Source organism: Nocardia anaemiae NBRC 100462 (assembly GCF_001612725.1).
GTDB lineage: Bacteria > Actinomycetota > Actinomycetes > Mycobacteriales > Mycobacteriaceae > Nocardia > Nocardia anaemiae.
Map to the genome: position 1 here is coordinate 181,213 of NZ_BDAZ01000004.1, position 25,306 is coordinate 206,518.

Sequence of the window (25,306 nt, forward strand, 5' to 3'; positions counted from 1 at the left end):
GCATAGTCGGTTGCTTCAAAGAACTCACTATCCTATGGTTAGTTTCATGATGCAACTGACAAGTCGGCTGGGCGATGAGTTCGCACTGGCCGAGACCGACTACCGCATCTGGCGGGCCCAGATCGACAAGTCCTGGCGCGGGTGGACGGGACCGCACGGTGGTGTGATTGCCGGATTGCTCGTCGAGGTCGCCCGACGCGCGGGCGACGCCGATCTCCCGGTGCGCGCGGTGGATCTGCGGTTCCTCGGCCGACCGACCGAGGGTGTCTTCACCTTCCGCGCGATCGTGCACCCGGTGGGGCGCAGCACCGCGGTGGTCGAAGTGACGGCCGATCAGGAAGGCGTATCCGTCGCATCCGCCGCGGTCACCTTCGGCCGGACCACGCCGACCGGCGTGCCCGAGCTCCCGCCGATCACCGCGCCGAACGTGCCCGCGCCGTACGACTGCGTCCAATTCCGGCTGCCACCCGAAATCGTGCCCGCGGGAGCGCATTTCGAGATCCGTCCGGCCGCAGGGCCGCTACCGCTGACCGGTGCGGACCAGGCCTGGATGTGCGCATGGATTTCGCTGGTCCCCGAGTTGCCGATCGATGCCGCGACACTGGCGGTGCTGGCCGACGCACTGCCGCCCGGCTTCTTCCCCACCCTGACCACGCCGGTCGCGGTGCCGACGGTGGCCTTCTCGATGCATCTGCACACCGATCTGGCCCGGCCGACCCAACAGCCGGTCCTGGTCCGCGCGAGCAATGCCAGCACGGGCGGCGGTTGGTCGGTGGACGACATCGATATCTGGGATCGCGGTGGCGCGCTGCTCGCCTCGGCTCGTCAAACCCGCCGAGTCCTCGGCTGAATCGGGAGATATGTCGTGAGTTCTGTCGTCGCGCCGAAAGATCGGATCGATCCCCGAGTGGTGCTCGCCATCGTTTCGGTCGGCGTTCTGCTGTCGAGTCTGGATCTGTTCATCGTCAATGTCGCACTGCCGAATATGGCGCGAGATTTCGGCGACACCCAGCTCTCAGGTCTGTCCTGGGTGCTCAACGCGTATGCGATCGTCTTCGCCGCGCTGCTGGTGCCCGCTGGGCGGCTCGGTGATCGCGGTAGTAATCGGACCACATTTCTGGTCGGCCTCGCGGTCTTCGTGCTGGGTTCGGGATTGTGCTCGGCGGCGTGGAATGTGCAGTCGCTGATCGCTTTTCGGGTATTGCAGGCGGTGGGCGGGGCGATGTTGACGCCATCGTCGCTCGGCCTGGTGCTGGCCGCGACCCCGCCCGAGCGGCGACCGATGGCGGTGCGGTTGTGGGTGGCCTTCGGTGGGCTCGGGGCCGCGCTCGGTCCGGTGATCGGCGGACTGCTCGTCGAAATAGATTGGCGCTGGGTATTTCTGGTGAATGTGCCGATCGGGTTGGTGGCGGTCGCCGTGGGGCTGCGGTCGCTGCCCCGCGTTCGCGGTGACGGTGGTGCGCTGCCGGACGTGTTCGGGGCGGTGATGCTGATCGGCGCCATCGGGTCGCTGATCCTGGCGCTGGTCAAGGGGTCGGATTGGGGGTGGACCTCGGCGGGAGTGCTGATTTCGGTGGCGGTCGCGGTGGTTCTCGGGATCGCGTTCGGGGTTTCCTCGGCCCGTCACCACAGTCCGGTGGTGGATCCGGCGCTGCTGCGCGCACCGAATTTCGCACTCATGGCGGGCAATTCGCTGTTCTTCCAGATCGCATTCGCCGGGATGCTGCTCTCGGTGGTGCTGTGGGCGCAGAACGTGTGGGATTGGTCGGCCTTGCGAACCGGGTTGGCGATCGCACCGGGCCCGCTGGTGGTGCCCGTCGTCGCGGTGCTGGCGGGTCGGCTCATCGGCCGGGTCGGTCCCGGTCCGGTGATCGCCGCGGGCGGTGTGTTATTCGGTGCGGGCATGGTGTGGTGGGCCCAGGCCATCACCCTCGAGCCCGATTATGTCGGTGGGTTGCTCGGCGGCATGGTGGTCGGCGGGCTCGGGGTCGGGCTCACGCTGCCGACCGCATTCGCCGCGGGCAGTGCCGGTTTGCCACCGCAGCGGTTCGCGACCGGGTCCGCGGTACTGAGCATGTCACGTCAACTCGGCCTTGCCGTCGGCGTCGCGGTGGTCGTCGCGACACTGGGCTCCCCCATCGGTGCGCAGGCGACCCTCGACGCCTTCCACCGAAGTTGGTACGTGACAGCCGCTGTCGCAGTGCTCGCAGGCCTGATCGGACTCGGTGCGCGCATGCCGGAACCGACTGTGGCACAAGCCAGCCAGAATTCGAGCTCGGTAGGTGTGCAGGCGGACAGCGGCGAGAGTCTGCTGGGCACCGAACGCCTCGAAGGTGCTGATCCGCTGAAAACCAAGGCGCGCAGCCAGTTTCAGTGACCGCTGGTTGGGGGTCCGAATGATCAAGACCGGCTGGTCAGGGAGTTCGGTGGCAGGTCAACGGGCCGAGATCATCCCAAGCCCTAGATACAGGTCCAACGAGGCGCTGAGTTACGGATGGGGTGACCCTGCCGAGGCTCGGGTCGTCGATTGGAGATTCTTCGAGGGTTGGCGACTTATGCGGGCGTGCGTTGTACCAATTCCTGGATGAAGGCGGTGACGTCCACGGGCTTTTCCTCTGCCATGAAGTGGCTGGCATCGATCGGCTGGTAGGTGGCGGCCGGGGCCCATTGCTGCCACAGGGCGGATGCGTCGAATCCGAGGCGCGTCCCCCAGTCCTGGGAGATCACTCCCACGGGCATGGCCAACTGGGTGCCTGCTTTTCGGTCGGCTCGGTCCATCTCGAGGTCGATGCCGGCTGTGGCGCGGTAGTCGGCAACGATGGACGGTACCGCGCGCGTGGAACTATCGATGTAGTGCTGGCGTATGTGTGGCGGGAATGCGGTCCCGCTAGGGTCCCAGGCGTCGAGGAACGAGCTGAAGAAGTCTTCGGCGACTGCTTCGATCATCCGCTCGGGCAAGCCTTTTGGTTGCGCCATCAGATATAGGTGCCAGGCGACCGCTGCATCGACGCCGTGGAGCACGTCCCAGGTATCCATGGTTGGCAGGACATCCAGGATCCCCAAGTGGGTGATCTTCTCCGGGTGGTCGAGCGCGGCCCGAACCCCGACCAGAGCGCCGCGGTCATGGCCGATCAGGCTGAACTGTTCGTATCCGATTTCACGCGCGATATTGACGATGTCGTGCGCCATGGTCCGCTTCGAGTAGGTGTCTGGGGTCGTTTCTTCGGGTTTGTCGCTCGCGCCGTAGCCGCGCAGGTCGGGCACGATAACCGTGTACCGTTCGGCGAGTTCACGAGCGACGTGCCGCCACATGAGGTGAGTTTGCGGGAAGCCGTGCAACAAGACGATGGGGTGGCCGTCACCGCCGGTGGCGACATTCAGATGGACGCCGCCTTCCCCGGGGAACTGTCGGTAGTCGAAGCCGTCGATCGTCGTGCCCGACATGGGCGTGCACCTTTCGTTGGTTGGATAGAGAAATGTGTCGTCAGGAGAAGATGGCCCGCAGCGGCGGTTCGGGTCTCACGCTTGCTCGCAGAGCGGGAATCAGGATGGTGTCGACCAGATATGCCAGGTATTCAGGTCCCGCAGGAAGCCCGTTCAGCCTGCGCAGAAGCAGTACGGACCCGGTGATTTCCTCGTAGGGGAACGGTTGCGCGCCCCCTGGTAGCTCTCCGCGGCCGATGGCCGCAGACATCACCGATGCTGGCAGTTTGGCCCCGGTCGGTCCGGTCGCTTCTTCGATATGGCGGCACAAGTCGGGTTCTTCCAGGCCCGCTTGGAGCAGCATCAAGCTCATTGTCGCGTCGGCCGAGCGCATGGTGGTGTCGAGCCGTTCACACAAAGCGATCAAGTCTCCCCGGAGGGAGCCGGTATCCACCGCGTCAGCCGAGTTGCCGGACGCGGGGCCGGCCTTGACGGCGGCGACCACCATGTCACGCTTGGTCTCCCAGCGCCTGTACAGCGTCGCCTTCGACGCGCGAGCACGACGCGCGACCGCCTCGAACGTCAACGCGTCATAACCGATCTCGCCAAGCAGTTCCAACACGCACGCGAGAATCTCGACCTCGCGCACTCGATCCCGAGGCCGTCCGGTACGCACCCCAGTGGCCGGATCCGCGGAACGCTCATTACGAAACGACACGTTCCGTACCGTATCAGGGCACCAACTCGACATCAATCGGCCGGCGAGTCATACCGAAAAGGACCTCTTGCGAAATCTCGAAGCGCCACGCGATCTCGGCATGCGCCACTCCGCGGCCAGCACGATGATCCGGGCCCGATTTTCGGCCGGTACTACGGCGACCCCTTGCGCAGCAGCAGACGATCCGTGGCTATTTCACGAGCGGACAATGTAGACAGCGAACTCATCCGGCCACTACGCGACGTGGACGGTGAAGCCGGTGTGGCCCATGGCGGCGGCGACGTGGTCGGCGGCGGTTTTCAGGTCGTGGGTCGGGGGTAGGGAGCCGTCGAAGGTGGTGACGGATAGGTCGTCGGCGGTGGTCTCCCAGGTGCCCACGATGCGGCCGTCGACGACCAGGACGGGAGAGATCCAGCCCGCGGCCCGGCTTACTCGGGACCGATGTTCGGTGCGGAGCAGTTCGGTGTCACCGGTGCCCGGTCCGAGGACGTATTGGTCGAAGGCGCCCAGCAGATGCACCGAGCCGTGAATCGGTTTCGTGGCGGCCAGTTCCTCGGCGTGTTCGGTGAGTATGTAGGCGCGGCGGCCTGCGATATCGACCTCGGTGAGTGCGTCCCCGAGTTCGGAGAACCACCGGCGCACCGTGGTCTTCTTCAGACTGTTGCGACTGAGCCAGGCATCGAATGCCTCCGGGGTCGCCGGGCCGTAGGCGCCGAGGTAACCGGTAATGGCCACGGGTGCGGCGGCATCGGGTTCGGGCAGGCCACGCCAACCGTGGATCAGATGGGCCGGGCTGGTGAAGGTGACCCGATTGCCTTGCGCGGGACCGTGACACAGCGCTCCCTGCCAGGCCAACGGCTTGAGCAGCGCACCCCAGCCGGAGCGCAATTCGGCACCGAGCCGATGGAATGCGGGGTCGGCGACCAGCGCGTCGACCAGTTCGTCTCGGCTGAGCACCACGCCGTCGAGCACCTGCGCCACCGCATCGGCCAGCGCCGCGACCTCCGCCGGAGAAGCCCCGAAGGTGCGCTGCCACGCGGGCTTTTCCCAGGTGCGGGCGGAACCGATCAAGGACAGAGCCGCGGCCGCCATATCGGGGGCGAGCGCGTGCAGAGTTCCGCGCATGGCCCAGGTCTTCATCAAGGTGCCCGCCGCCAATTCCGGTAGTAGCGCACCTGGATCGGGTTTGCTGCGCCGTAGCGCCACCGCGAGATCCGCGGCCGCGGTCACTTGGGCCTGCACACCACACAGGCGCTCGACGATCTCGGTGACCCCGGCATCGTTGGGTGCGGCGACGAATTGCCTGCGCAGCCGCCAAGCGAAAACCTGCTCCCAGGTGACGTGCACCTACGCCTCTCCTCTGTTCCGGCCGACCGGACCCAGCCCCTTACCGGATCCGATGCAGTGCCGGATTCATCCCAGCACTGTGCTGCAGAACAGTACTCCGACCGCGATCTCGAGAAGGCCAACTACCGTTGCCGCCATCACAGCGAGCAACGCGGTCCGGTTCGTCGCGCGATGCACCGCACCGACCGGTGCGACCAAGCGTTCGGCCCGATCCAGTACCGCGGTGGCCGCCGCGCTCATCGCCCCCGACGGCAGCGGTTCGGTCGCACCGACGATCGCGAGCAGACCCCCGAGCAGCGGCTCCCTGCCGTGTGTGCGCGCCGCCGTATCGTCGGCGCACATCTCGAGTAGTCGACCGATTTCGTGCACCCCATCGCTCACCAGACGCATGCCGGGCAGGGTGATCGCGATGCCGCGCAGGAATCGGAGCAGTCCGGGATGCCGCTCGCTCAGATGTGCGTGCTCGTGGGCGAGCACCGCGGCGAGCTGTTTCTCGCTCAGCGCGTCGACCGCCGCGCTGGTGACGACGATGGTGTCGGGCCGTCCGGCCACACAATAGGCTTGGCGCTCGGGCGAATCCAGCACGAGCGCACCGACGCCAGGCACTCGACGACCGACCATGCGAACCGCCCGTCCGTGCGCGATGGTCTTGCGCCGCATGTACAGCATCGCCCGTGCGGCATGCGCCAGCAGGCCGAGGAGCGCGACGGCGACCAGCGCCGCACAGGTCAAAGTCCCCAATTGGACCAGCAGGCCACCATGCAGGCGCATCGGTGTGGCCAACGCGGTATAGCAGTCGTGCAGCGTCTCGCCGGGATGCCAGTAAGTGGCGAATTCGACGATCAGCATGGCGGCCGCGATCACCCACGCACCCAGTGCGCCCGCGATCGCGACCAGCCAGGCGAGCACCCCGAGTCGGGGCGCGACGCCGCGCCGGGTGAGTCTGCGCAGCACGGTCGGGCCGAAGGTGGCCACCAAGCTGCCGTAGATCATCAGGCTGACGGCTATGTTCACGGCACCCCTGGGGTTTTGCGTGAGGTCAGTCGACGCAGCGCGGCACGCAGTCCGGCCGACTCCTCCTCACTGATCCGATCGACGAAATGGCTGAGCACCAGATCCGAGCGGCCGCCGGAGCCGAGTGCCTCGAGCATGAGCCGCGCGCTGTGTTCCTCGCGTGTCATGGTCGGCCAATATCGATATGCCTTGCCCGCGCGTTCGCGCGCCAGCCAGCCCTTGCGGTGCAGGTTGTCCATGGTCGACATGACCGTGGTGTAGGCAATACCGCGTTCGGCGGCCAGTTCGTCGAAGATTTCGCGGACCGTTGTGGTCTCCGCGTCCCGATCCCAGATGCGGTCCATGATCACCGCCTCCAAATCCCCGAATGTACGCATGATGCCGTCTCCCTCATCAAATACTGGACATCTATGACGTATCAGGGTAGCTGGCTCGGCCTGTTACTACGTAGTCATACCGTAGATTCGCCTGTCAGATGGCACAATAGGCGCGAGGTAGAACAGGTTCTCCGAGTCGTACCCGACACGCTCCTGTCGTAGCCACTCGCGGTCTGCACCGTAGTACTCGCGCTCGGGGTCGAAACTCTTGGCGCTCCCACTCAATGCTCGAAAACGCTCATCTCTCCAGGCTCGGTCTCGAGCGCGTCGCGGTCGAATATCAGCAGGCTGAGCAAGAACAGTCCGCTGACAAGGAGCAGGCCGATCACGATCAGATCGGGGACGAACGCCGCCTCGGGTTCGTAGCCGGAGTCTCGAGCGAAACTGTCGGCGGTCTCATCGCGCGTCGAAGTTCCGCCACCTCACCTTCCATTGGAGGGGTTCGCCAACGTCAGGCCGTCGCGGGTGCGCCAGTGGCACCATTTGTGCCGGGTTATACGGCAAACGCGGTAATGCGCGCTGGCTCAGATTCACAGCGCCGACAGCACTTGTCCTCGACTGGACATAGAGTGCTGCGGTGGACGTGGTGGTCGCTGTGGGAATCGTCATCGGTGCGGTAATCGTCGTTGTGGGAGTGGTCGGCGCGCACTGGTATCTGTGGCGGCGGCTGGTGTCGGATACGACGGAGCGCGGATCGACCGCCCGCCGGGTAGGGTCCGGCGTAATCGTCACGGGGACAACGCTTTTGATCGGCGCATTCGTGTCCGAATCGGCCGGAGTCCCGTTCCTGATCACCCGGATCATCGCCTGGCCCGGCTATCTGTGGGCCGCGCTGTTCCTGTATCTGGTGCTATGGCTGTTGATCGGTGAGCTGGTGCGGCCGCTTATCCGGGGTTGGCTTTCGCGCAAGCCCGAGGCCGTTCCGGCAGTCGACGCGACGACGGAAGATCATCCCGCGCCGGTTCCACGGCGACTCTTCGTCGCTCGGGCGGTGGGTGCCGCGGCCACGCTGGCGGCGGTGAGCACGGTCGGCTACGGCGCCAACAGCGTGCTCACCGGCCCACGCGTGAAGCAGTTGACGGTGCCGCTGGCCAATCTGCCGCGTGCCGGGCACGGCTTCCGGATCGCCGTGGTCAGCGATATTCATCTCGGTCCGATTCTGGGTCGCGGATTCGCCGAGCGGGTGGTCGAGACGATCAACGACACCCAGCCGGACCTCATTGCCGTGGTGGGCGATCTGGTCGACGGCAGCGTCGAACACCTGCGCTCGGCGGTCGAACCACTGGCACGGTTGCAGGCACGGCACGGCGCCTACTTTGTCACCGGCAACCACGAATACTTCTCCGGTGCCGAGCAGTGGATCGAGCATGTGCAGGAACTCGGACTGCGGCTGCTGGCGAACAGCCGCACCGAGCTGCCGTATTTCGACCTCGCCGGTGTCAACGACATTCAGGGTCGACGGATCGGGCAGGGACCGGATTTCGCCGCCGCGCTCGGCGACCGTGACCTCGCCCGCACCGCGGTGCTGCTGGCGCATCAGCCGGTACAGATCCACGATGCGGTCGAGTTCGGCGTCGACCTGCAACTGTCCGGCCACACCCACGGCGGCCAGTTATGGCCAGGCAATTATCTTGCGGGCCTTGCCAATCCGACCGTCGCGGGCCTGGAACGCTACGGCGACACCCAGCTCTACGTCACCCGCGGCGCGGGCGCGTGGGGACCCCCGGTCCGGGTCGGCGCACCCTCCGATATCACCGTGATCGAACTCGCGTCGAAGCTGGCGTGACTGCTGCCACCCCACCGCCGACCCAGCCGATCAGGCGAGGTCGAACCGGTCGTTTTCCATCACCTTGACCCACGCGGCGACGAAGTCGCTCACGAACCGCTCCGCGGCGTCCTGCTGCGCATAAACCTCGGCTATCGCGCGCAGCACCGAATGCGAACCGAAGATCAGGTCGTTGGCGGTGGCCGTCCACTTGGGCTGGCCGGAGGACCGGTCGAAACCTTCGTAGACGTTCTCCGCGGACTCCGACGGCTTCCATTCGGTGCGCATGTCGAGCAGGTTGACGAAGAAGTCATTCGTCAGCACGCCCGGACGCTCGGTGAGCACACCGTGCTTACTGCCACTGTGATTGGCGCCCAAGGCGCGCAGGCCACCGACCAGTGCTGTCATCTGCGGAGCCGTCACGTCGAGCATGTACGCGCGGTCGAGCAGCAGACGCTCGAGCGGAGCCTTCTCACCGGACCGCACGTAGTTGCGGAACCCGTCCGCCCGCGGTTCGAGCACCGCGAACGATTCCACATCGGTGTTGTCCTGGGTGGCGTCGGTCCGTCCGGGCGTGAACGGCACCGTGATGTCGTGCCCGGCGTCCTTGGCCGCCTTCTCGACCGCCGCTGACCCGGCGAGGACGATCAAGTCGGCCAGCGAGACCTTCTTGCCGCCGGTGGCCGAACCGTTGAACTCCCGCTGGATCTGCTCGAGTACGGGAAGTACCTTCGCCAACTCAGCGGGTTCGTTTGCCTCCCAACCCTTCTGGGGCTCGAGCCGAATCCGGGCGCCGTTGGCACCGCCGCGCTTGTCGGTGCTGCGGTAGCTCGCCGCCGCCGCCCACGCGGTCTTGACCAGCTGCGCGACCGTGAGGCCGGAGTCGAGGACCTTGCGCCCGAGCGCCGCGATGTCCTGTTCATCGATGAGTTCGTGATCGACGGCCGGAACCGGATCCTGCCACAGCTGCGGCTCGGCAACCCATGGCCCGAGGTAGCGGCTGATCGGTCCCATATCACGGTGCAGCAGCTTGTACCACGCCTTGGCGAACGCCTCGGACAGTTCCTCGGGGTGATCCAGCCAGCGGCGGGTGATCTCCCGATAGATCGGATCTTCCCGCAGCGACAGGTCCGTAGTCAGCATGGTCGGGGTTCGGGCCGGCCCGCCGAACGGATCCGGAATGGCACCATCCCCGCCCTTCGCCTGGTACTGCCACGCCCCGGCCGGGCTTTTGGTCAGCTCCCACTCGTAGCCGTAGAGGTTCTCCAGGAAGCTGTTGTCCCACTTGGTCGGAGTGGCGGTCCAGACGACCTCGAGACCGCTGGTGATGGCGTCCTTACCCTTGCCGGTACCGAAGGAACTCTTCCAGCCCAGGCCCTGCTGCTCGAGCGGGGCCGCTTCGGGTTCGGGACCGACCAGCTCGGCATCGCCCGCCCCGTGGGTCTTGCCGAAACTATGGCCGCCGACGATCAGTGCGGCGGTCTCCTCGTCGTTCATCGCCATCCGGCCGAACGTCTCTCGGATGTCCCGGGCGGCGGCCACCGGATCCGGGCGGCCGTTGGGCCCTTCCGGATTCACATAGATCAGGCCCATCTGGACAGCGCCGAAAGGTTTCGCCAGATCTCGGTCGCCGCTGTAGCGCTCATCGCCGAGCCAGGTGTCCTCCGGGCCCCAGAACACCTCTTCCGGCTCCCAGATATCGGGTCGGCCGAACCCGAAGCCGAAGGTCTGGAAACCCATCGATTCGAGAGCGACATTTCCGGCGAACACCAACAGGTCGGCCCAGGAGATCTTGTTGCCGTACTTCTGCTTGACCGGCCACAGCAGCCGACGCGCCTTGTCCAGACTGGCGTTGTCGGGCCAGCTGTTGAGCGGCGCGAAGCGCTGCGCGCCCTGACCACCGCCGCCGCGCCCGTCGGCGATCCGGTACGTGCCCGCCGCATGCCAGCTCATCCGAATGAACAGGCCACCGTAGTTGCCGTAGTCCGCGGGCCACCAGTCCTGCGAGTCGGTCAGCAGCGCGGCGACATCGGCCTTCAGAGCGTCGACATCGAGCTTCTTGAACTCCTCGGCGTAGTTGAAATCCTCGCCGAGCGGATTGGATTTGGACGAATGTGCGTGCAGCACCGAGACATCGATCTGCTCGGGCCACCAGTCCTTGTTGCTGCGGGGACGATGGTCGGTCTTCGCAGTCGGGGACGGGATGGCCGGGTTCTCGCTCTCGCTCGCGCTTCGAGTTCCGTTCTCAGGAGTGGGCGGGCGGCTGTCGGATGTCATGACATTCCTTCCTGAATAGGTAAGCGGGCAGCGGCCGGGATGTGATCAATCGACCTGGGATGCGGCGCAATCGGGACACGTGCCCCAGTAGATGACCTCGGCCTCGTCGATGGCGAAGCCGCGGTCGTCGGACGCGGTCAAGCACGGGGCCGCACCGACCGCGCAGTCGACATCGGCGATCGATCCGCACCCTCGGCATACGACGTGATGGTGGTTGTCACCGACCCGTGTTTCGTACCGCGCGACCGAACCGGACGGTTGAATGCATCGAAGCAGGCCTGCGGCGGTGAGCACGCGCAGCGAGTCGTAGACCGCCTGGTGCGACACCGCTGACAGGCGAGATCGCACGGCGCGGATGATCGAATCCGTGTCGGCGTGTGGATGGTCGTGCACCGCACTCAACACCGCGATGCGGGGAGCCGTCACGCGAAGCGAAACTCCCCGCAGCATCTGCTGGAATTCCGTGGCCGTGGACACGCCCAGGAGTCTCGTCCGCTTTCTGGAATGAGTCAAGCATCGCCGCGTCGTCGGTGTGGCCAGCAACCACGACGCGCTACCGGGCTGTCTCGAGTCATCTTGGCAGGATCTGGCTGGCCGCGTGGTACGCGCACAGCACCTGCGGCGGCCTTGGCCGAGCCGAGGTCGTGGCCGTTGCTCGATGCGCCCGCTCAGTCGTCGACGGGCTGTACCGCGGCGGCGATCGGCTCGAGCCTCGCGATCAGCTCGTCGAGCTCGTCCGCGCTGAGCACGTCGTACGCTGGCGCCGCCAACTCGTCGGTGCGAGCCTCGATCCGCTGCTTGGTCTCCCGGCCAGCATCGGTGAACCCGCCGGTGGCGTCCACGAGGCCGCGGCCGCGCAGCCCGTCGACGACAGCGGCCAGCTGCGCCTTGGGCAGGTGGTGGATCCGGCCGAACTTCTCCGCCCTCATCCCGAGGGACAGAGCCATGAGGACGTGGGACTCGGTGCCGCCGATGCCGTGGGCGACGAGGGCGGCGTTGTGGCCGTCTCCGCGGTGCTCCCGCAGCAGCGTCGCCGCGTGCCAGAGTCTGGCCACCGGCTCCTCGGGCGCGTCGAGCGCCCGGAGCCCGGCGTACAGCGCTCGGCCCTCGGTCGGCGCGCTCACCGCCGCTCGGGCGGCGAGGTCGGCGACCCGCACCAGACCGAAAGACTCGGTGAGCTCCCCGATCTTCTGCCGCAGCGCGGCGGCGCTGCCTCGCTCGCGCACGGCGATCGCCTCCTGCGGGGTGATCTTGCCCCAGACCCATGGGATGTGGCGTGCCACCTCGCCGTCGGCGAAGTTGTAGAAGACCGCGTGCACCACAGCCGCCGGTGCCAGCCCCAGCGGTGCGGCCCGGCCCGCGAAGTATCCGTCCCAGTAGTTGCGCATGCCGAGGGCCAGGAACGCCTCGGTCGGCATTTTGGAGAAGGTGATGGTGGCGATCGGCTCGACGAGCTCGAACATGCGATGGATCTTGGCCTGTGGGTGCGGCATCGGTCGGTATCTCCTGTGGTCGTGTGCTGGATATGACTGGCCGCGCCGGTCGAAATCATCGGTGACGCGCCAATGCCTGATCCGCGAACACCCGGGTCGCCCGCCCGTGGGCACCACCGCGATCGGCGCAGACGCCATGCCGGGCACCTCTGCGCTGGCCTCGGCCAACCTGCCAGAAAGTTCGACGCGGGAAAGGGCCGTCTCGAGTCCAGATCGTGGCGGGATTCGGCTGGTCTCAGGAGGGAACCACCGTCTCGGGGCGAGCTGTGATGGCCTGGTGCACGGTCAGGAAGAACAGCACGAATCCGATGGTCAGCAGGACGTGACCGATGCCCGCCAGCTCCGATAGTGGTGTGGATTCGCCGTACCCGAGGACGGTGCGGGCACCGATGATGGTCATGCACGACACCGCCCAGAGGACACGGTGTTGTAGACGGTGAGGAACCAGCGATAGGCGCGGGTGTTCGACAGGGTGAGTTGGTGTTCGAGCACCAGGGCGATCAGGAAGAACAGTGTTCCCAACGCCAGCAGGTGAGTGTGGACCACGGCGAGTTCGGTCTTGCCGGTGAACTGGTGGGCTTTGGTGAGTTCGCGGTAGAACAGGCCCGAGGGCAGTCCCAGTGCGGTGTAGCCGACGGCGGCCCAGTAGAGCGGTTTCATCGAGTCCTCGTTCGTGAAATATGTTGCGGGCGTGTAGACGTCAAGCGAGCTGTGCGGTGGGCGCTGGGGCGGCGGCCTGCTGGGCTGGCGCCTTGCCGGTTTCGCGGAGGATCAGCGCGCCCGTTACCGCGATCAGCGCGGAGGTCAGGCCGTGGACGCCGAAGGCGGTGGCCGTGGAGCCGTGGTGGGCCAGGACGTTGATCATGTCGCCGAACGGGGCGACGGCCACCGTCAGCAGGACCCAGCCCATGGCGCGGCGGTGGCCGGTTACCAGCAGGGCGCCCATGCCCAGACCCATCGCGAGTTCGCGGCTGCCCTTCACGATGAGGAAGCCGACGCCGTCGCCCGCGGGCCAGTCCGGCAGGCCGAAGCCATGGGCGGAATCCGCGGGAGTCAGGACGAACGAGATCCCGAGGTAGAAGGTGAACAGAACGACAGCGGCGGCCAGGACGGTGTTGAGGTTCTTGCGCGACATGGTTGTTCTCCTGTGACGTTGAGACGGGGAATTGTTGTCCGACAAGGCATCCGGCCCTGCCGAGGGGTAATACCCGGCCGACTGCGCTCTCGCGCGAGTCGGCCGGGCCGTGGAATTCTGGTTACCGATCGGCGGTCACCGAGACAGCACGTCGCCGGGTCCTAATTCGAGGGCGAGATGGAAGATCATCGGTCGTGCGGTGAGGTCGAGATCGTTTTGGATCCGCAGCGTCAGCTCGCGCCATTCCGGAGTGCCGAGGGCGTTGCGCAGGGCAGTGCCGCTGTCCCAATCCCCGACGTTGACGAACACCGCCTCGGCCGCCTCACCGGCCGCCTGGAACATCCGGGTTCGACGGAAACCGGACGCGGCCGCCATGTACTGGGCGCTGTCGCGCCAGCGCTGCAGGAACAGGTCCCGCTGGGCCGCGGGTACCGACATCGTGTTGATCACTGTGACCGGGGCGTCGCTGTCAGGGACGGCCGGAGTGCTTGGGTTCGTCATATTGTCACATTAAGTGACAATCATTTTTTATGTCAATACGGTTAGATGGCAATCATGTTGAGTTGCTAGTCTGGGAGTCATGACGAACCGGCCGCTGGACTCGCGCGGGGCATTCCTGCTGTCGCAGATCGGTTTCCACGTGTCGCACCGGCTCACCGAGCAGCTCGCGCGATTGGATCTGGACCCGGCCCACTTCGCGGTCCTCACCCAACTGGCCGTCACGGATGGCCGGAGTCAGCAAGAACTCGCGGATCTGTTGCGGGTTCACCGCAACGCGATGGTCGGACTGGTCGACGAGCTGGAGGAACGCGCACTGGTGACCCGGCAGCCGCATCCCGCCGACCGGCGCGCACACGCGGTCCATCTCACCGATCAGGCACGCGAGGTGCTGAAGGCGATCCAATCCGAGGCCGACGCATTGGAATCGGAAATCCTTGCCCCACTCGACGAGACCGAGCGAACCCTGCTCCTTCCGCTACTCCACCGCATCGCCGCACACGCGGGCCTCCCGCCCGGAGTGCACCCCGGCCTGCAACGACGGCGCCGCGCACGCCGACAACCACGGTGAACCCTGCGCCCCGCCCAGCACCGACAACGCCACCCGCACTGTGTCTTCGACCGGAATCTTCGACCGCCGTGACCCGGCCACAGACGGGCTCCCTTCCTGATCTTGTGCTCGGAGTGCGAACCGAGCAAACCCTGCCAGAAAGTTTGACGGTGAAGATGTATGCGCCGGGTAGGCGTCGAGGCTGACCGGAAGTTTGACCGACTGTTGCGGCGGGTCGATACGGCGGTTCTCCCCGCGCTCTCATCTCATTGCTGGGCCAGCGGCTGAACGCACTCGATTCGGAATCTGCGTGCATTGGAAAGCCGTGCCAGCCAACGAATCCAGACGGCCGACCAACGCCCGCGCAGCGGCAATGTAGTGCGTTCGACGAAGAACACAATCACCGGATTCAGCGGTGATGTGCCGGTAGGCTACGCGACGCGCGACCACCGGCTCAGTACGTCAGCCCACGGCTGAAGCGACCGCTGTGTCGCTGATTTCGAGGAGGCGGCGGCGCGCCCTCGAATCTCCGGCTTGCGCGTGCGGACGGCTCTGTCTGGTGCCATTGAAATACTGGCCTGTTGTCTGCGACAGGGCCGGGTCGCAGATCAGTCGGAGGGTCGCGTCCACGCCTTGCGCGATCGTGCTGATCGGCGTGACACCGGATTGCAGCACCATGGTCGTCGGCATGAGAGTGGCCGGGTGCAAGGCGTTCACGGTGACGCCGGTTCCGTCGAGTTCCGCGGCGTACTCGATCGTGGCCATGATCATCGCCAGCTTGGCGCGGCAGTAGGTGGTGTACGCGTCGTAGTCGTGTTCGGGGGTCGGGTCGTCGAGGTCGATCTCCTGCTGCCCGGCGGAGGCTACGTTCACCACTCGCGCTGGAGCAGAGGATCGCAGCAGCGGAAGCAGCCGCCGTGTCAGCAGGTACGGGGCGAGATGGTTAACCGCCCAGAGTAATTCGTTGCCGTCGGCGCTGAGCGCCCGCCGCCCGTCCGTCCGGCCGCCGGTGCCGGCATTGTTCACCAGTACATCCACTCGCGACGTGCGAGCGATGATCTCCTCGGCCAGCCGCTCCACCTCCGAGAGCCGTGACAGGTCGGCCAGCATGATCTGCGGCGTGTATCCGCTTTCGGCCGTAACCTCGGCCGCGACCGCTGCGGCCCGGTCCGGGTTGCGGCCGTGCAGGATCAGCCGGGCACCTGCCGCGCCGAGCCGCAGTGCAAGTGCGCGACCGAGCCCGTCCGTCGCGCCGGTGATCAGCACGGTCCGATCGACCATGCGACCGGTTATGTTGTCGCTCATAGCGTTTCCTTGCAGTCTCTGATCTCCGTCTTGGTCCGGATGCTGACGGACGTGGCGGTCAGGTCCAGCGTGACGTGCGTGCCGAGGGGCGTGTGCACTACACGCGGCTCACTGGTGGCCTGCATCGGTATGCCGTTCACGATGACCTCGATCCAGTCGACGATGGTTTCGCCGTCGCGCCGCGAGTGGCGAACGATCTCGACTGCGCAGGGAATCGAATCGGCCAATGGAAGTCGCGCACGACGACGGATCGGCGTCGGTGGCGAAACGGCCTCTCGAACGGGGTTCACCGCAACGTCTCCGCCGTGGCGACGAGTGTGGCCCGGCCCAAGATATGGCCGGCGATGGTGAAACCGAGCATCGCCGGCGTGGAGTCGGGGGCGATGCCGATGTCGTCCACGTCCAATGCATGCACCGTGACGAAATAGCGGTGTTCGCCGTGCCCCGCAGGCGGGGCCGCGCCGATGTATCGCGGTAGCCGGGCATCGTTCGGTAGTTGGAAGGAGCCGAGGGGCAAACCGGTGCCTGTGTCGTCCCCGGCGCCCTCGGGCAGGCTCGTGGTCGTGGCCGGGATATTGGCGACGGCCCAGTGCCAGAAGCCGGAGCCGGAGGGAGCGTCGGGGTCATACACGGTCACCGCGTAGCTCTTGGTTCCGACTGGGGCGCCGGTCCAACTCAGTTGCGGGGAAACGTCTTTGCCGCCAGGAGCACTGGCGGACCACTGCGCGGGCTGCCAGGCGGCGCCATCGCGCACCGTGGTGCTGGTGACCGTGAACGAGGGCGCCTCGGGGAGGCGGGCGAAGGGATCGTTTGCGCTCATGGTGTCGCGCCTTTCGGGTCGGACATGCAAGATAGACGATACGGACAATAATCGATTATTTGTGAAACTGTCTATGATGTGACCATGAGTCGGACCGTTCAAACCCCGCCTGCACCGGAGAAGCAGATGCTTTCGGAGCAGGTCTACGCACAAGTGCGGAATGCGATCATGCGTGGCGAGTACGCGCCCGGTGACGCGCTCAAGCCACAGGATCTGTCCAGGCACTACGGTGTGAGCTTGGCTGTCGTGCGGGAGGCGTTGGTGCGGCTGGTCGGTGAGGGTTTGGCCGAACGGCTGACCAATCGCGGCTTCACGGTCCCGGCCTTCTCCGATCACCGCTGGCAGCAGATCGGTGAGGCCCGCCGGACCATCGAGCCGATCGTGCTGCGGATGTCGATCGAACGTGGCGATATCGCCTGGGAGGGCGACGTTCGAGCCGCCCACCACCGCCTTGTTCGCACGCCAGTGTTCACGCCGGAGGGCGGCGAGTACTACAGCGAGGAATGGGCGGAGGCCCATCGCGTATTCCATCGCACGCTGCTGCAGGGGTGCGGCAATCCTGTATTGCTGGAAACGTTCGACAGGATGTGGGTCGCAAGCGAATTGGCCCGCCGCTGGTCGGCGCACCGCGATCCCGGTCGGGACGGCATCGACGAACACCGTCGGTTGGAGCAGGCAGCGCTGGCCCGTGACCCCGACACCGCCGCCGCCACGCTGACTCGGCACCTCACCCTGACGACTGCCGCGCTGACTGATGGCACCTCCGACGATCCTGCCAGTCGGTCCGAAGTCAGTCGAACCAAGATTCAGTGAGGGCGCCGACCCGATGTCGGCGATATCGGTGTTGCAGGCTTCGAAGATACGTAGCCCGAGCATTCCAAGCATGACCGCGAGCGCGAAGTCGAATCGGTTGGCCGAGTCCCGTGCCGCGGACAGCAGCACCGACGAACGCGGGATCTCGAGGCAGTCCGGTGTCAGCGTTCGAGAGGACGGAGCCCGATCATCGTCCGGGCACTGGCATAGGTGTAGCGCCCCTTCCCGTGTGCGGCGAGTTGACCGGGTTCGGTGAGGGCATCGAGATCGGCGTTCACGGCGAGAAACGGGATGTCCCACGCAATGGTGCCGGTTCGCGGGTCGACCGCCCAGAGTCCGGTGTGGTCGGAAAGGACAACGGTGTGTCCGTCCCATCCCTGGATCGTGCCGAAGCGGGTGGTCTCGGTCCGCCACAGCCGGTGTCCGGTGCGTAAGTCCAGGCCGGATGTGGTGTGCGCGTAGATGTCTCGCAGTAGTGCGATGTCGCCGAGAATTGCCGCCGCGGTGCCGGTGGTGGCATTGATGTTGTATTCGTTGGTCTCCCGGGGTGCGGAAATCAGGTCGGGGCTGTGCCATATCGGGCTGCCGGTGCGGCGGTCATGGGCGCTGTCGCCGAGCAGGACGGGGATGGTTTCGTCGGTGGGGCGGTCGATCGAAAGGGCTTGGGCGACTTCGCTATCGGTGGCGGCGATAGTGCGGCCGGTGCGGTCGAGGATGGTGGTGCCGGTGATCCTGTGACCGCGGCATTCGGTTCGGGTGTGCACGACCAATGCGCCGCTGGTTGCGCCGGTGTCGGAGCATCCGTCCTTGGTCGCGCTCCAGGTCGGCTTCCCGCTGGCGAGGTCGAACCCGGCGAGATCGATGCCGAGGGTGAATACACCCTGGCCGTGGGAGACGTCCAAGGCGTCTGCGGGCAGGTCTTCCCACGCGGTGCCCATGCTGAATTCCTGGGACCAGTATGCATCCGGATCGGCGAGGGTTCCGGCATGGACGCGCACGTCATCGGATTCGACGTCGCCCTCGGCGACATACACGCGATCGTCGAGTGTCGCGATGGCGAAGGGAAGCCAATCCGTCGGCGTGCGCGTGACCTCGCCGGTGGCAACGTCGTATCCGATCATTGCTTGGTCGGAAGTGAAACATACGACCTGGTCGTCGACGGGGGTTGGCCCGCAACCGCGTAGGTCCGCGGCGGGGGTCCGCCAGCGCTGTAAACCGGTGCCTGCGTCGATGCCGACCAGCACAGGATCCCGCAGGTACATGCCATCGTCCGGCACACCGACCACCGTCACCAGCGTGTCCCCCGCGTCAACGAATCCTGGTCCGCCGGTATCGAATTCGGTGCCGGCCTCAGGGTCGCGGAACTCCGCGCCCGCTCGCCCGTAGGCGGCGGCGCTTGTCGACCACGCGAGGCCCGGAGCGGAGTCCGCGGTGCCGGTGATCTTGCGCGTGCTGTCCTCGGGTTGCGAGAGGACCACCACCGCAGCGGCGCTGGTGATTACGGCCGCCGTGGCGGCAAGCACGAGGTTGCGAAGCCCGGGGATTGTTCTCATCGCGACACCTCGAGGCCCGGATTCAGGGCGATCTCCTCGAGTAGCGCGAACGGCAGAGGCTCGGCGGGGGCGTCGGTGGAGGTGACCTGGATCCGTGTCCCGGACTGGCGGATGACGCTGACAGTGCGGATCGTTCGCGGCGAGGGCGATGGCTCCATCAGCGTGGCACGCCATTCGCGGGTCTCGACCACCGCCCCGTCCGGCAGCCGCCGTGACTCCACATGGGTCGCGCCGTCGTTCGATGAACTATCAGGCTCCTGCGGGAGAGGCTGCCCGGTGCTGATCGCGACGCTCAACTGCGATTGCCGGCCGGGTGTGGTTACTCGAACCGCCTGGCACACCCCGCCCGTGCCCGCCGGTAGCAGCGCCCCCAGCGGCCGGTCGAGGGTCAAGCCGTCGAGCCGAATCTGTGCCAGCACCGCGTCCCATCGGCGGGCCTGGGCCTCACCGATCGCAGCGGAGGATTCCGAGCCGATATGGCAGGACTCGGGCGGGCTCGGCGTTTCGGGCGGAACAGGCGCGCTGACGCGGAGTCCGGGGGCGGTGACGAGCGCGAGGAGATCATCGTTGGTCAAGGGGACGGCTCGGGCACGGCCGGTTCCGTCCGTGGCCTCGTCGGTGGCGTTCGCGTGGGCGACCGATCCGTCGGGCAGATAACCGGTGGCGGTGCGCGAAAGGGTACGAACCCCATTCGTCTCGTACCAGGTGTCATCGGTATCGACGATCGTGCCGTCGGGGAGGTGTCGCCTTTCGTCGAGGTTGCCGGCGACGCATGGCGGGATCGGCGTGGTGGACTTCCGAACGGTCACCGAGAGCGTGCCCGCGCGGTCGCCGCGCAGCATTGTGGCTTGCGCAGTGGTCCAACCGCCGAATCCCTTGTCCTCGGTGGGATCGCCGAGGATCGGCTGGAACACCAGTGAGCGATCCACCGATGCGAAGGCGATCTCGACATCACCGGGGAGCGCATCCCGCAGCGCCTGCGTCATCGCGACGGCCTTGGGGCCGGAGAACCACGGATAGGACGGATTGTCGTATCCGTACGTGTCGAAATAAGCCATCCCGATCGATTGCCCTTGCTGTGGGGGCTCGACGACATCACAACCCGGGATCTGCACCGGAAACGTAACCGGCGCAGTGACATAGGCGTACTCGGCCGGATCCGGCGGCTCTGACGTGGTGGGGGTGACCGGTGCGGTCGTCAACTCCGGCTCCGGCTCATGCAGCAGCCCGGCGATGAGAAAACCGGTCGCCACGATCGCTACGCAGGTCAGACCCACCGTCCATCGGGTGACAGCCGGGGAAGGCGCGGTCGGGTCCTTGTCATCACCGGTTTCCATGTCCTGCATTGTGTCTGCCCTTACCGACATGCCCCACTCGCAGAGGGGCATCGGATGACAACGATCCCAGATGACCACAGCCCGTTGACCTTCGGGCGCGGCGCGTGGCCGGTTCTTTTAGCGCTCAACGCGGCAGTAGCGGACGGTTCCGATCACACGGAGCCTGGCCGACGTGAACACAGCGCTGAGGTGCTGAGAGTTGACGAGCCGACCTACTCGAGGTCGTACGGCGTGAAGTAGTTCTTCCGGTCCCAGCCCTTCCGTCTTTCGACGATCGCATTCTGTTGTGCAGGATCAGATTTGGAGTGTCGGTCCGAAGGCCGACGCACTGTTCGCGCATCGTGGGACAGTCCCCCGACTAGACTTCGCCGTGTGCCACGCTGCCGTTCGCTGCTCCGTGCCTGCATCACATGAGAGCCGTTGTGTATGACCGCTACGGCGGTCCCGAGATGCTGTCGATCGCGGAAATCCCGGTGCCTTCCCCTGGGCCGAAACAGGTGCTCGTTCAGGTGCACGCGACGTCGATCAACCTCTCCGATTGGGAGACGCTGCTGGGGACGCCGCTGTATTCGCGCATCGGCGGGCTCCGGGCACCCAGACGCCCGGTTCTCGGATCCGATATCGCTGGACGGGTCGAGGCCGTCGGCTCCCAGGTCACTCTGTTCGCACCGGGTGACGAGGTCTACGGCGACAATCTCACGCTCAAAGGCGGTTTCGCGGAATATGCCGTAGCTCCCGAATCAGCGCTGGCCCGCAAACCGGCGTCGCTGAGCTTCACCGAGGCATCGACCCTGCCGCAGGCGGGGGCGATCGCACTGCACGGCACAGCCGATATCACCGCCGGTATGTCGGTGTTGATCAACGGTGCGGGCGGGGGCTCGGGAGCGTTCGCGATCCAGTTGGCCAAGAGCGCGGGAGCGCATGTGACCGGGGTGGACAACGCAGCCAAACTGGCGTTCATGCGCACGCTCGGTGCCGACGAGGTCATCGACTATCGCACCGAGGACTTCACCCGGACCGGACCGTACGACCGGGTATTGGACCTCGTCGCCCACCGATCGGTCTTCGCCTATCGCAGGTCGATCGCACGCGGCGGCCGGTACCGCTGCGTCGGCGGCACCACCCGCGCGTTGCTGCGGATGACGACGGTCGGAGTGGTCGCCGGAATGGTGACCGGCCGCAGGCTCGGGGTCCTCGCGGTGAAGGAAGGGCCCGCGCACTTCACACCCCTCGCGGAGTCGTGTGTCGCGGGCCGGATCGATATCCACATCGACCGCAGTTTCCCTCTCGACGAGACGGCGGCCGCGCTGGCCCATGTCGGTGCGGGGCGTGCCCTCGGCAAAGTGGTGGTCGAGATCCGCTAATCGGCATGATGGCGCATTGAAGCGGTACCGCCAGGAGCGCGCAGCTAATGCGAAGCAACTCGAAACGGCCATCCGCAACCTGGGCTTGACGGTATAGGACCATCGCGGTAGAGGGCGATCTATGCGAACATATGTTCGTGTCCGATTCCGTCCGCTCATCGATCGCGCCGCGTCCTCGACGGCCGCGAATCGAGGCGCGGGCCGAGGCGTCGATCCTGCATGCGGATCTCGACTCGTTCTATGCCTCGGTGGAGCAGCGCGATAATCCGCGGTTGCGCGGGCGGCCGGTGATCGTCGGCGGTGGGGTTGTGCTGGCGGCCAGCTATGAGGCGAAGGCATTCGGGGTGCGCACGCCGATGAATGGTGGTGCGGCGCTGCGGCTTTGCCCGCACGCGATTGTGGTGCCGCCGCGCATGTCGGCCTATGCCGAGGCGAGTAGGGCCGTGTTCGAGGTTTTCCACGACACCACACCGGTGGTCGAGGGCATTTCGATCGATGAGGCGTTTCTCGATGTGGGCGGGCTGCGGCGGATCGCCGGCGAACCCGTCCAGATCGGGCGGCGGTTGCGTGATGCGGTGCGCGAGCAGGTCGGGCTGCCGATTTCGGTCGGTATAGCGCGGACGAAATTCCTGGCCAAGGTGGCGAGCGCGGTGGCCAAACCCGATGGTCTGCGCCTGGTGCCGCCCGAACTCGAACTCGATTTCCTGCATCCGCTGCCGGTCGAACGACTGTGGGGCGTCGGCGAGGTCACCTCGCGCACGTTGCACGAACACGGCATCACCCGCATCGGTCAACTCGCCGAACTCGGCGAATCACCGTTGCGCGCCATCCTCGGATCCGCCGCGGCCCGGCACCTGTACGCACTGTCCTGGGCGCGCGACCCGCGCCGCGTCGAAACCGGCGTCCGCCGCCGGTCCATCGGCGCACAACGCGCACTCGGTCGTCGGCACCGACCACCCGACGAGATCGAGGCCTACCTGCACGGCCTCACCGACCGCCTCGGCCGTCGGTTGCGCGCGGCCGAGCGGGTGACCCGAACCGTGGTGCTGCGCATGCGTTTCGACGATTTCACCCGCGCCACCCGCTCGCACACCCTGCCCGAGGCCACCGACCACACCGAGACCATCCTCTACGCCGCGCGCATCTTGCTCGGCACCGCGATGCCGATGATCCAGGAGCGCGGTCTCACCCTGATCGGGCTGGCACTGACCAATCTCGAGAATGCCGACGCCGTCCAGCTCACGCTGCCATTGGAACCCCGCGCCAGCAACACCCTCGACGCCACCCTCGACGACCTGCGCCGCCGCTTCGGCTCCTCCGCCGTCACCCGCGCCGCCCTCCTCGGCCGCGGCGAAGGCCTCTCGGTCCCGCTGCTCCCGGACTGATTGCTCGACCGCAGACACGACCGGCCCAGACGCTACGTCCCGTGGACCCTGGACGATGACAGCCTCCCTGCGTGAACGCGTCGAGTCCAGCGTCGCGGCGCCAACAGGAAGAACGCCGCCGTGAACAGGGCGAACCGTAAACGTCTGCGCCCCAATAGAACCAGGGGGTCAGCCATCCAGGAGTGCGAAGGCGATCGCCGCCGAGAAAGGGCTCTCCAGAGACAGGATCTCCTCATGTGTTTCGGCGAGCCGGTAAGCACGAGTCGCCCAGTCCAGCCGATACTCCTGAATCGTCTTCACGTACAGGTTCGCGTCAAGCTGCACGATCAGGTAGATGGGAATGCCTTCGTAGGCATACTCGGCGAGCTTGTCGACAGTGTCGATATAGCCTGATCCAGGGCAAAGGACCTCGACGACCATCAATGCGTCGGCGGCACGGAGCTTGGCACCGCGCTCAACGCAACGGTGGACGGTGACGTCTGGGCGTCGGAACGAGAACGCCCCGTCGCGTTTTCGTCGCCTGGTGAATCGAAGGTCGAGGCCGGTTGCCACGCCCGCGCGCGGTTCCGACGGTTTCGCGGCCTCGAGATGGTTGGCGAGTCGACGGGCGACATTGCTGTGCTCGGGGGAGCCGCTCTGACAGCGAATTACGTTGCCGTCGATGATCTCGATGAGTTTGCGCAAGTCGTCCGGCAGTTGGTCGTAATCGACCTCGGTCATCTCCAAGGACCCTGGGTCTTCGGCCCAGATAGGCAGAACGGTCACTGGCAGCCTCGCTCGGAGAAGACGACTCACGTCAGGCCGTACTACGTTGCAGCTTATGGCATCTGGTCGCGTTGGGGTCACTCGGCCAGTACCGCGCCCGGCATCGGCGCTCAGAGCCGTTCGATGATGGTCGCGTTGGCGAGGCCGCCTGCTTCGCACATGGTCATCAGGCCGTAGCGGCCTGCGGACTGTTCGAGGTGGTTGAGCAGGGTGGCGAGGATGCGAGTGCCGGAGGCGCCGAGGGGGTGGCCGAGGGCGATGGCGCCGCCGCAGGGGTTGAGTTTGGCCGGGTCGGCGTCGAGGTCGTGCTGCCAGACCAGCGGTACGGGGGCGAAGGCTTCGTTCACTTCGTAGGTGTCGATGTCGTCGATGGTCAGCCCGACGCGCGCGAGTGCCTTGCAGGTGGCGGGGATGACGGCGGTGAGCATCAGCAATGGGTCGTCGCCGGTGACCGCGAAGGAGTGGAAGCGGGCACGCGGGCGCAGTCCGAGCGCGTTCGCCTTTTCCTCGCTCATGATCAGCGCGGCCGAGGCGCCGTCGGTGAGTGGGGACGAGTTGCCCGGTGTGATGGACCATTCGATTTCGGGGAAGCGCGCCCCGAACTCGTCGTCGGCGAACGCGGGTCGCAGTCCGGCCAGGCCTTCCGCGGTGGTACTCGGGCGGATGGTCTCATCGGCGGTGAGGGTGCCCGCGGGGACGAGTTCGTTGTCGAAGCCACCGGACGCGGCGGTTTCGGCGGCCAACCGGTGCGAGCGGGCGGCGAAGGCGTCGAGCGTCTCCCGGTCCAGCTTCCACCGCTGGGTGATGATCTCGGCCGAAATGCCCTGTCCGATAAGGCCTTCCGGGAAGCGGTTGGCCAGCGGAGCGCGGTTGGCATCCTTGCCCTGGGCATTGGAGAACATGGGCGCTCGGCTCATCGACTCCACACCGCAGGCGATCGCGATGTCGTAGGCACCGGCGATCACACCCTGTGCCGCGAAATGCGCGGCCTGCTGGCTCGATCCGCATTGCCGGTCGACGGTGGTGGCGGGCACGGACTCCGGGAACCCAGCGGCCAGCACGGCGGTGCGCGAAATATTGAATGCCTGCTCACCGCTCTGTGTGACGCAACCGCCGATCACATCATCGACGAGTGCCGGATCGAGGTCAGTGCGCTCGATCAGGGTCCTCAGCAGATCGGCCAGCAGGGTCGCGGGATGCACATTCGAGAGTCCACCACCGGGTTTCCCCTTCCCCGATGGCGTTCGGACAACGTCGACGATGACTGCGGATGTCATGACGGCTCCCTACTGTGTCTACGATCGCATCGCGCGAACGATGATTAACTTATGACACTGTACGCCGAACCGGAGCACCCAGCGCCACCC

Annotated in this window: 26 protein-coding genes; 7 read left to right on the forward strand and 19 right to left on the reverse strand. The window is 66.3% G+C overall.

The window, feature by feature from the left end:
* The first annotated feature begins 46 nt into the window (after positions 1–46).
* Together NA5_RS04250 and NA5_RS04255 are read left to right on the forward strand one after the other, a co-directional pair.
* Positions 47–850: an acyl-CoA thioesterase gene (locus NA5_RS04250; protein WP_062982069.1), complete on the forward strand. Its 804-nt coding sequence runs from the start codon at positions 47–49 to the stop codon at positions 848–850.
* Positions 851–865: 15 nt separating this feature from the next.
* Positions 866–2,377, forward strand: coding sequence for an MFS transporter (locus NA5_RS04255; protein ID WP_063813176.1), 1,512 nt, complete (start codon positions 866–868; stop codon positions 2,375–2,377).
* Positions 2,378–2,553: 176 nt separating this feature from the next.
* Here NA5_RS04255 and NA5_RS04260 read toward each other — a convergent pair whose 3' ends face one another.
* From NA5_RS04260 to NA5_RS04280, 5 genes are all read right to left on the reverse strand, one after another.
* Positions 2,554–3,444: an alpha/beta fold hydrolase gene (locus NA5_RS04260; RefSeq protein ID WP_062982070.1), complete on the reverse strand. Its 891-nt coding sequence runs from the start codon at positions 3,442–3,444 to the stop codon at positions 2,554–2,556.
* A gap of 40 nt (positions 3,445–3,484) precedes the next feature.
* Positions 3,485–4,072, reverse strand: a complete 588-nt coding sequence (locus NA5_RS04265; protein ID WP_245672085.1) for a TetR/AcrR family transcriptional regulator — start codon at positions 4,070–4,072, stop codon at positions 3,485–3,487.
* A gap of 303 nt (positions 4,073–4,375) precedes the next feature.
* Positions 4,376–5,488 carry a DNA glycosylase AlkZ-like family protein gene (locus tag NA5_RS04270; protein WP_062982072.1) on the reverse strand — a complete coding sequence of 371 codons (1,113 nt, stop codon included), beginning with the start codon at positions 5,486–5,488 and terminating at the stop codon, positions 4,376–4,378.
* 66 nt (positions 5,489–5,554) lie between these two features.
* Positions 5,555–6,502 (reverse strand): M56 family metallopeptidase, encoded by a 948-nt coding sequence (locus tag NA5_RS04275; RefSeq protein WP_062982073.1) that lies wholly within the window; start codon positions 6,500–6,502, stop codon positions 5,555–5,557.
* Complete coding sequence (locus tag NA5_RS04280; RefSeq protein ID WP_062982075.1) at positions 6,499–6,879, reverse strand: BlaI/MecI/CopY family transcriptional regulator; 381 nt, start codon at positions 6,877–6,879, stop codon at positions 6,499–6,501. Before NA5_RS04280 ends, NA5_RS04275 begins: the two co-directional genes overlap by 4 nt.
* Positions 6,880–7,456: 577 nt before the next feature.
* Here NA5_RS04280 and NA5_RS04285 point away from each other — a divergent pair.
* Entirely contained in the window at positions 7,457–8,665 is a 1,209-nt protein-coding gene (locus NA5_RS04285; RefSeq protein WP_245672086.1) for a metallophosphoesterase, read from the forward strand.
* 30 nt (positions 8,666–8,695) lie between these two features.
* Here NA5_RS04285 and katG read toward each other — a convergent pair whose 3' ends face one another.
* From katG to NA5_RS04315, 7 genes are all read right to left on the reverse strand, one after another.
* Complete coding sequence (katG, locus tag NA5_RS04290) at positions 8,696–10,921, reverse strand: catalase/peroxidase HPI (RefSeq protein ID WP_062982077.1); 2,226 nt, start codon at positions 10,919–10,921, stop codon at positions 8,696–8,698.
* 45 nt (positions 10,922–10,966) lie between these two features.
* Positions 10,967–11,371, reverse strand: a complete 405-nt coding sequence (locus NA5_RS04295) for a Fur family transcriptional regulator (protein WP_371856370.1) — start codon at positions 11,369–11,371, stop codon at positions 10,967–10,969.
* Between the two features lie 218 nt (positions 11,372–11,589).
* Positions 11,590–12,414 (reverse strand): SCO6745 family protein, encoded by an 825-nt coding sequence (locus tag NA5_RS04300; protein ID WP_062982081.1) that lies wholly within the window; start codon positions 12,412–12,414, stop codon positions 11,590–11,592.
* A gap of 235 nt (positions 12,415–12,649) precedes the next feature.
* Entirely contained in the window at positions 12,650–12,814 is a 165-nt protein-coding gene (locus NA5_RS42795) for a hypothetical protein (protein WP_218020045.1), read from the reverse strand.
* Positions 12,811–13,074, reverse strand: coding sequence for a DUF2871 family protein (locus tag NA5_RS42800; RefSeq protein ID WP_062982083.1), 264 nt, complete (start codon positions 13,072–13,074; stop codon positions 12,811–12,813). Before NA5_RS42800 ends, NA5_RS42795 begins: the two co-directional genes overlap by 4 nt.
* A 40-nt stretch (positions 13,075–13,114) precedes the next feature.
* Positions 13,115–13,549, reverse strand: a complete 435-nt coding sequence (locus NA5_RS04310; protein WP_062982084.1) for a DUF4267 domain-containing protein — start codon at positions 13,547–13,549, stop codon at positions 13,115–13,117.
* 135 nt (positions 13,550–13,684) lie between these two features.
* A complete protein-coding gene (locus tag NA5_RS04315; protein WP_084483864.1) occupies positions 13,685–14,050 on the reverse strand; it encodes an antibiotic biosynthesis monooxygenase family protein in 366 nt (121 codons plus the stop codon).
* 79 nt (positions 14,051–14,129) lie between these two features.
* Here NA5_RS04315 and NA5_RS04320 point away from each other — a divergent pair, with 79 nt between their 5' ends.
* The gene (locus NA5_RS04320; RefSeq protein WP_062982089.1) at positions 14,130–14,618 is read left to right on the forward strand and encodes a MarR family winged helix-turn-helix transcriptional regulator; all 489 of its coding nucleotides are present in this window, start codon (positions 14,130–14,132) and stop codon (positions 14,616–14,618) included.
* Positions 14,619–15,059: 441 nt separating this feature from the next.
* Here NA5_RS04320 and NA5_RS04325 read toward each other — a convergent pair whose 3' ends face one another.
* From NA5_RS04325 to NA5_RS04335, 3 genes are read right to left on the reverse strand one after another with little or no spacing between them, the layout of a single operon-like run.
* Positions 15,060–15,902 carry an SDR family NAD(P)-dependent oxidoreductase gene (locus NA5_RS04325; protein WP_084483865.1) on the reverse strand — a complete coding sequence of 281 codons (843 nt, stop codon included), beginning with the start codon at positions 15,900–15,902 and terminating at the stop codon, positions 15,060–15,062.
* On the reverse strand, positions 15,899–16,129 hold the full coding sequence (locus tag NA5_RS04330; protein ID WP_062982091.1) for a hypothetical protein: 231 nt from the start codon (positions 16,127–16,129) through the stop codon (positions 15,899–15,901). The genes NA5_RS04325 and NA5_RS04330 overlap by 4 nt, the downstream gene beginning before the upstream one ends.
* 59 nt (positions 16,130–16,188) lie before the next feature.
* Positions 16,189–16,722: a YbhB/YbcL family Raf kinase inhibitor-like protein gene (locus tag NA5_RS04335; protein ID WP_062982093.1), complete on the reverse strand. Its 534-nt coding sequence runs from the start codon at positions 16,720–16,722 to the stop codon at positions 16,189–16,191.
* A gap of 84 nt (positions 16,723–16,806) precedes the next feature.
* On the opposite strand from NA5_RS04335, the gene NA5_RS04340 reads away from it, so the two are divergent.
* On the forward strand, positions 16,807–17,535 hold the full coding sequence (locus NA5_RS04340; protein ID WP_062982408.1) for a GntR family transcriptional regulator: 729 nt from the start codon (positions 16,807–16,809) through the stop codon (positions 17,533–17,535).
* A gap of 161 nt (positions 17,536–17,696) precedes the next feature.
* Here the strand turns inward: NA5_RS04340 and NA5_RS04345 are convergent, their stop codons facing one another.
* Positions 17,697–19,088, reverse strand: coding sequence for an outer membrane protein assembly factor BamB family protein (locus NA5_RS04345; protein WP_062982095.1), 1,392 nt, complete (start codon positions 19,086–19,088; stop codon positions 17,697–17,699).
* Positions 19,085–20,425, reverse strand: coding sequence for a hypothetical protein (locus tag NA5_RS04350; RefSeq protein WP_062982410.1), 1,341 nt, complete (start codon positions 20,423–20,425; stop codon positions 19,085–19,087). Before NA5_RS04350 ends, NA5_RS04345 begins: the two co-directional genes overlap by 4 nt.
* Before the next feature lie 410 nt (positions 20,426–20,835).
* Here NA5_RS04350 and NA5_RS04355 point away from each other — a divergent pair, with 410 nt between their 5' ends.
* Together NA5_RS04355 and dinB are read left to right on the forward strand one after the other, a co-directional pair.
* Complete coding sequence (locus NA5_RS04355) at positions 20,836–21,789, forward strand: NAD(P)-dependent alcohol dehydrogenase (protein ID WP_062982097.1); 954 nt, start codon at positions 20,836–20,838, stop codon at positions 21,787–21,789.
* 131 nt (positions 21,790–21,920) lie between these two features.
* Positions 21,921–23,174, forward strand: a complete 1,254-nt coding sequence (gene dinB / locus NA5_RS04360) for a DNA polymerase IV (RefSeq protein ID WP_062982099.1) — start codon at positions 21,921–21,923, stop codon at positions 23,172–23,174.
* A 168-nt stretch (positions 23,175–23,342) separates the two neighbouring features.
* Here the strand turns inward: dinB and NA5_RS04365 are convergent, their stop codons facing one another.
* Positions 23,343–23,894 carry a Uma2 family endonuclease gene (locus NA5_RS04365; protein WP_062982100.1) on the reverse strand — a complete coding sequence of 184 codons (552 nt, stop codon included), beginning with the start codon at positions 23,892–23,894 and terminating at the stop codon, positions 23,343–23,345.
* Positions 23,895–24,049: 155 nt separating this feature from the next.
* Positions 24,050–25,216 (reverse strand): thiolase family protein, encoded by a 1,167-nt coding sequence (locus tag NA5_RS04370; RefSeq protein ID WP_062982103.1) that lies wholly within the window; start codon positions 25,214–25,216, stop codon positions 24,050–24,052.
* Positions 25,217–25,306 lie beyond the last annotated feature (90 nt).

Coding starts and splice junctions, on each gene's coding strand:
- NA5_RS04335 (WP_062982093.1), bottom strand. CDS start 16,722: ATGAGCGCAAACGATCCCTTCGCCCGCCTCCCCGAGGCGCCCTCGTTC.
- NA5_RS04295 (WP_371856370.1), bottom strand. CDS start 11,371: ATGCTGCGGGGAGTTTCGCTTCGCGTGACGGCTCCCCGCATCGCGGTG.
- katG (WP_062982077.1), bottom strand. CDS start 10,921: ATGACATCCGACAGCCGCCCGCCCACTCCTGAGAACGGAACTCGAAGC.
- NA5_RS04315 (WP_084483864.1), bottom strand. CDS start 14,050: ATGACGAACCCAAGCACTCCGGCCGTCCCTGACAGCGACGCCCCGGTC.
- NA5_RS04365 (WP_062982100.1), bottom strand. CDS start 23,894: ATGACCGAGGTCGATTACGACCAACTGCCGGACGACTTGCGCAAACTC.
- dinB (WP_062982099.1), top strand. CDS start 21,921: ATGTTCGTGTCCGATTCCGTCCGCTCATCGATCGCGCCGCGTCCTCGA.
- NA5_RS04325 (WP_084483865.1), bottom strand. CDS start 15,902: ATGAGCGACAACATAACCGGTCGCATGGTCGATCGGACCGTGCTGATC.
- NA5_RS04355 (WP_062982097.1), top strand. CDS start 20,836: ATGAGAGCCGTTGTGTATGACCGCTACGGCGGTCCCGAGATGCTGTCG.
- NA5_RS04260 (WP_062982070.1), bottom strand. CDS start 3,444: ATGTCGGGCACGACGATCGACGGCTTCGACTACCGACAGTTCCCCGGG.
- NA5_RS04310 (WP_062982084.1), bottom strand. CDS start 13,549: ATGTCGCGCAAGAACCTCAACACCGTCCTGGCCGCCGCTGTCGTTCTG.
- NA5_RS04300 (WP_062982081.1), bottom strand. CDS start 12,414: ATGCCGCACCCACAGGCCAAGATCCATCGCATGTTCGAGCTCGTCGAG.
- NA5_RS04250 (WP_062982069.1), top strand. CDS start 47: ATGATGCAACTGACAAGTCGGCTGGGCGATGAGTTCGCACTGGCCGAG.
- NA5_RS04350 (WP_062982410.1), bottom strand. CDS start 20,425: ATGGAAACCGGTGATGACAAGGACCCGACCGCGCCTTCCCCGGCTGTC.
- NA5_RS04370 (WP_062982103.1), bottom strand. CDS start 25,216: ATGACATCCGCAGTCATCGTCGACGTTGTCCGAACGCCATCGGGGAAG.
- NA5_RS04340 (WP_062982408.1), top strand. CDS start 16,807: ATGAGTCGGACCGTTCAAACCCCGCCTGCACCGGAGAAGCAGATGCTT.
- NA5_RS42800 (WP_062982083.1), bottom strand. CDS start 13,074: ATGAAACCGCTCTACTGGGCCGCCGTCGGCTACACCGCACTGGGACTG.
- NA5_RS04280 (WP_062982075.1), bottom strand. CDS start 6,879: ATGCGTACATTCGGGGATTTGGAGGCGGTGATCATGGACCGCATCTGG.
- NA5_RS04345 (WP_062982095.1), bottom strand. CDS start 19,088: ATGAGAACAATCCCCGGGCTTCGCAACCTCGTGCTTGCCGCCACGGCG.
- NA5_RS04320 (WP_062982089.1), top strand. CDS start 14,130: ATGACGAACCGGCCGCTGGACTCGCGCGGGGCATTCCTGCTGTCGCAG.
- NA5_RS42795 (WP_218020045.1), bottom strand. CDS start 12,814: ATGACCATCATCGGTGCCCGCACCGTCCTCGGGTACGGCGAATCCACA.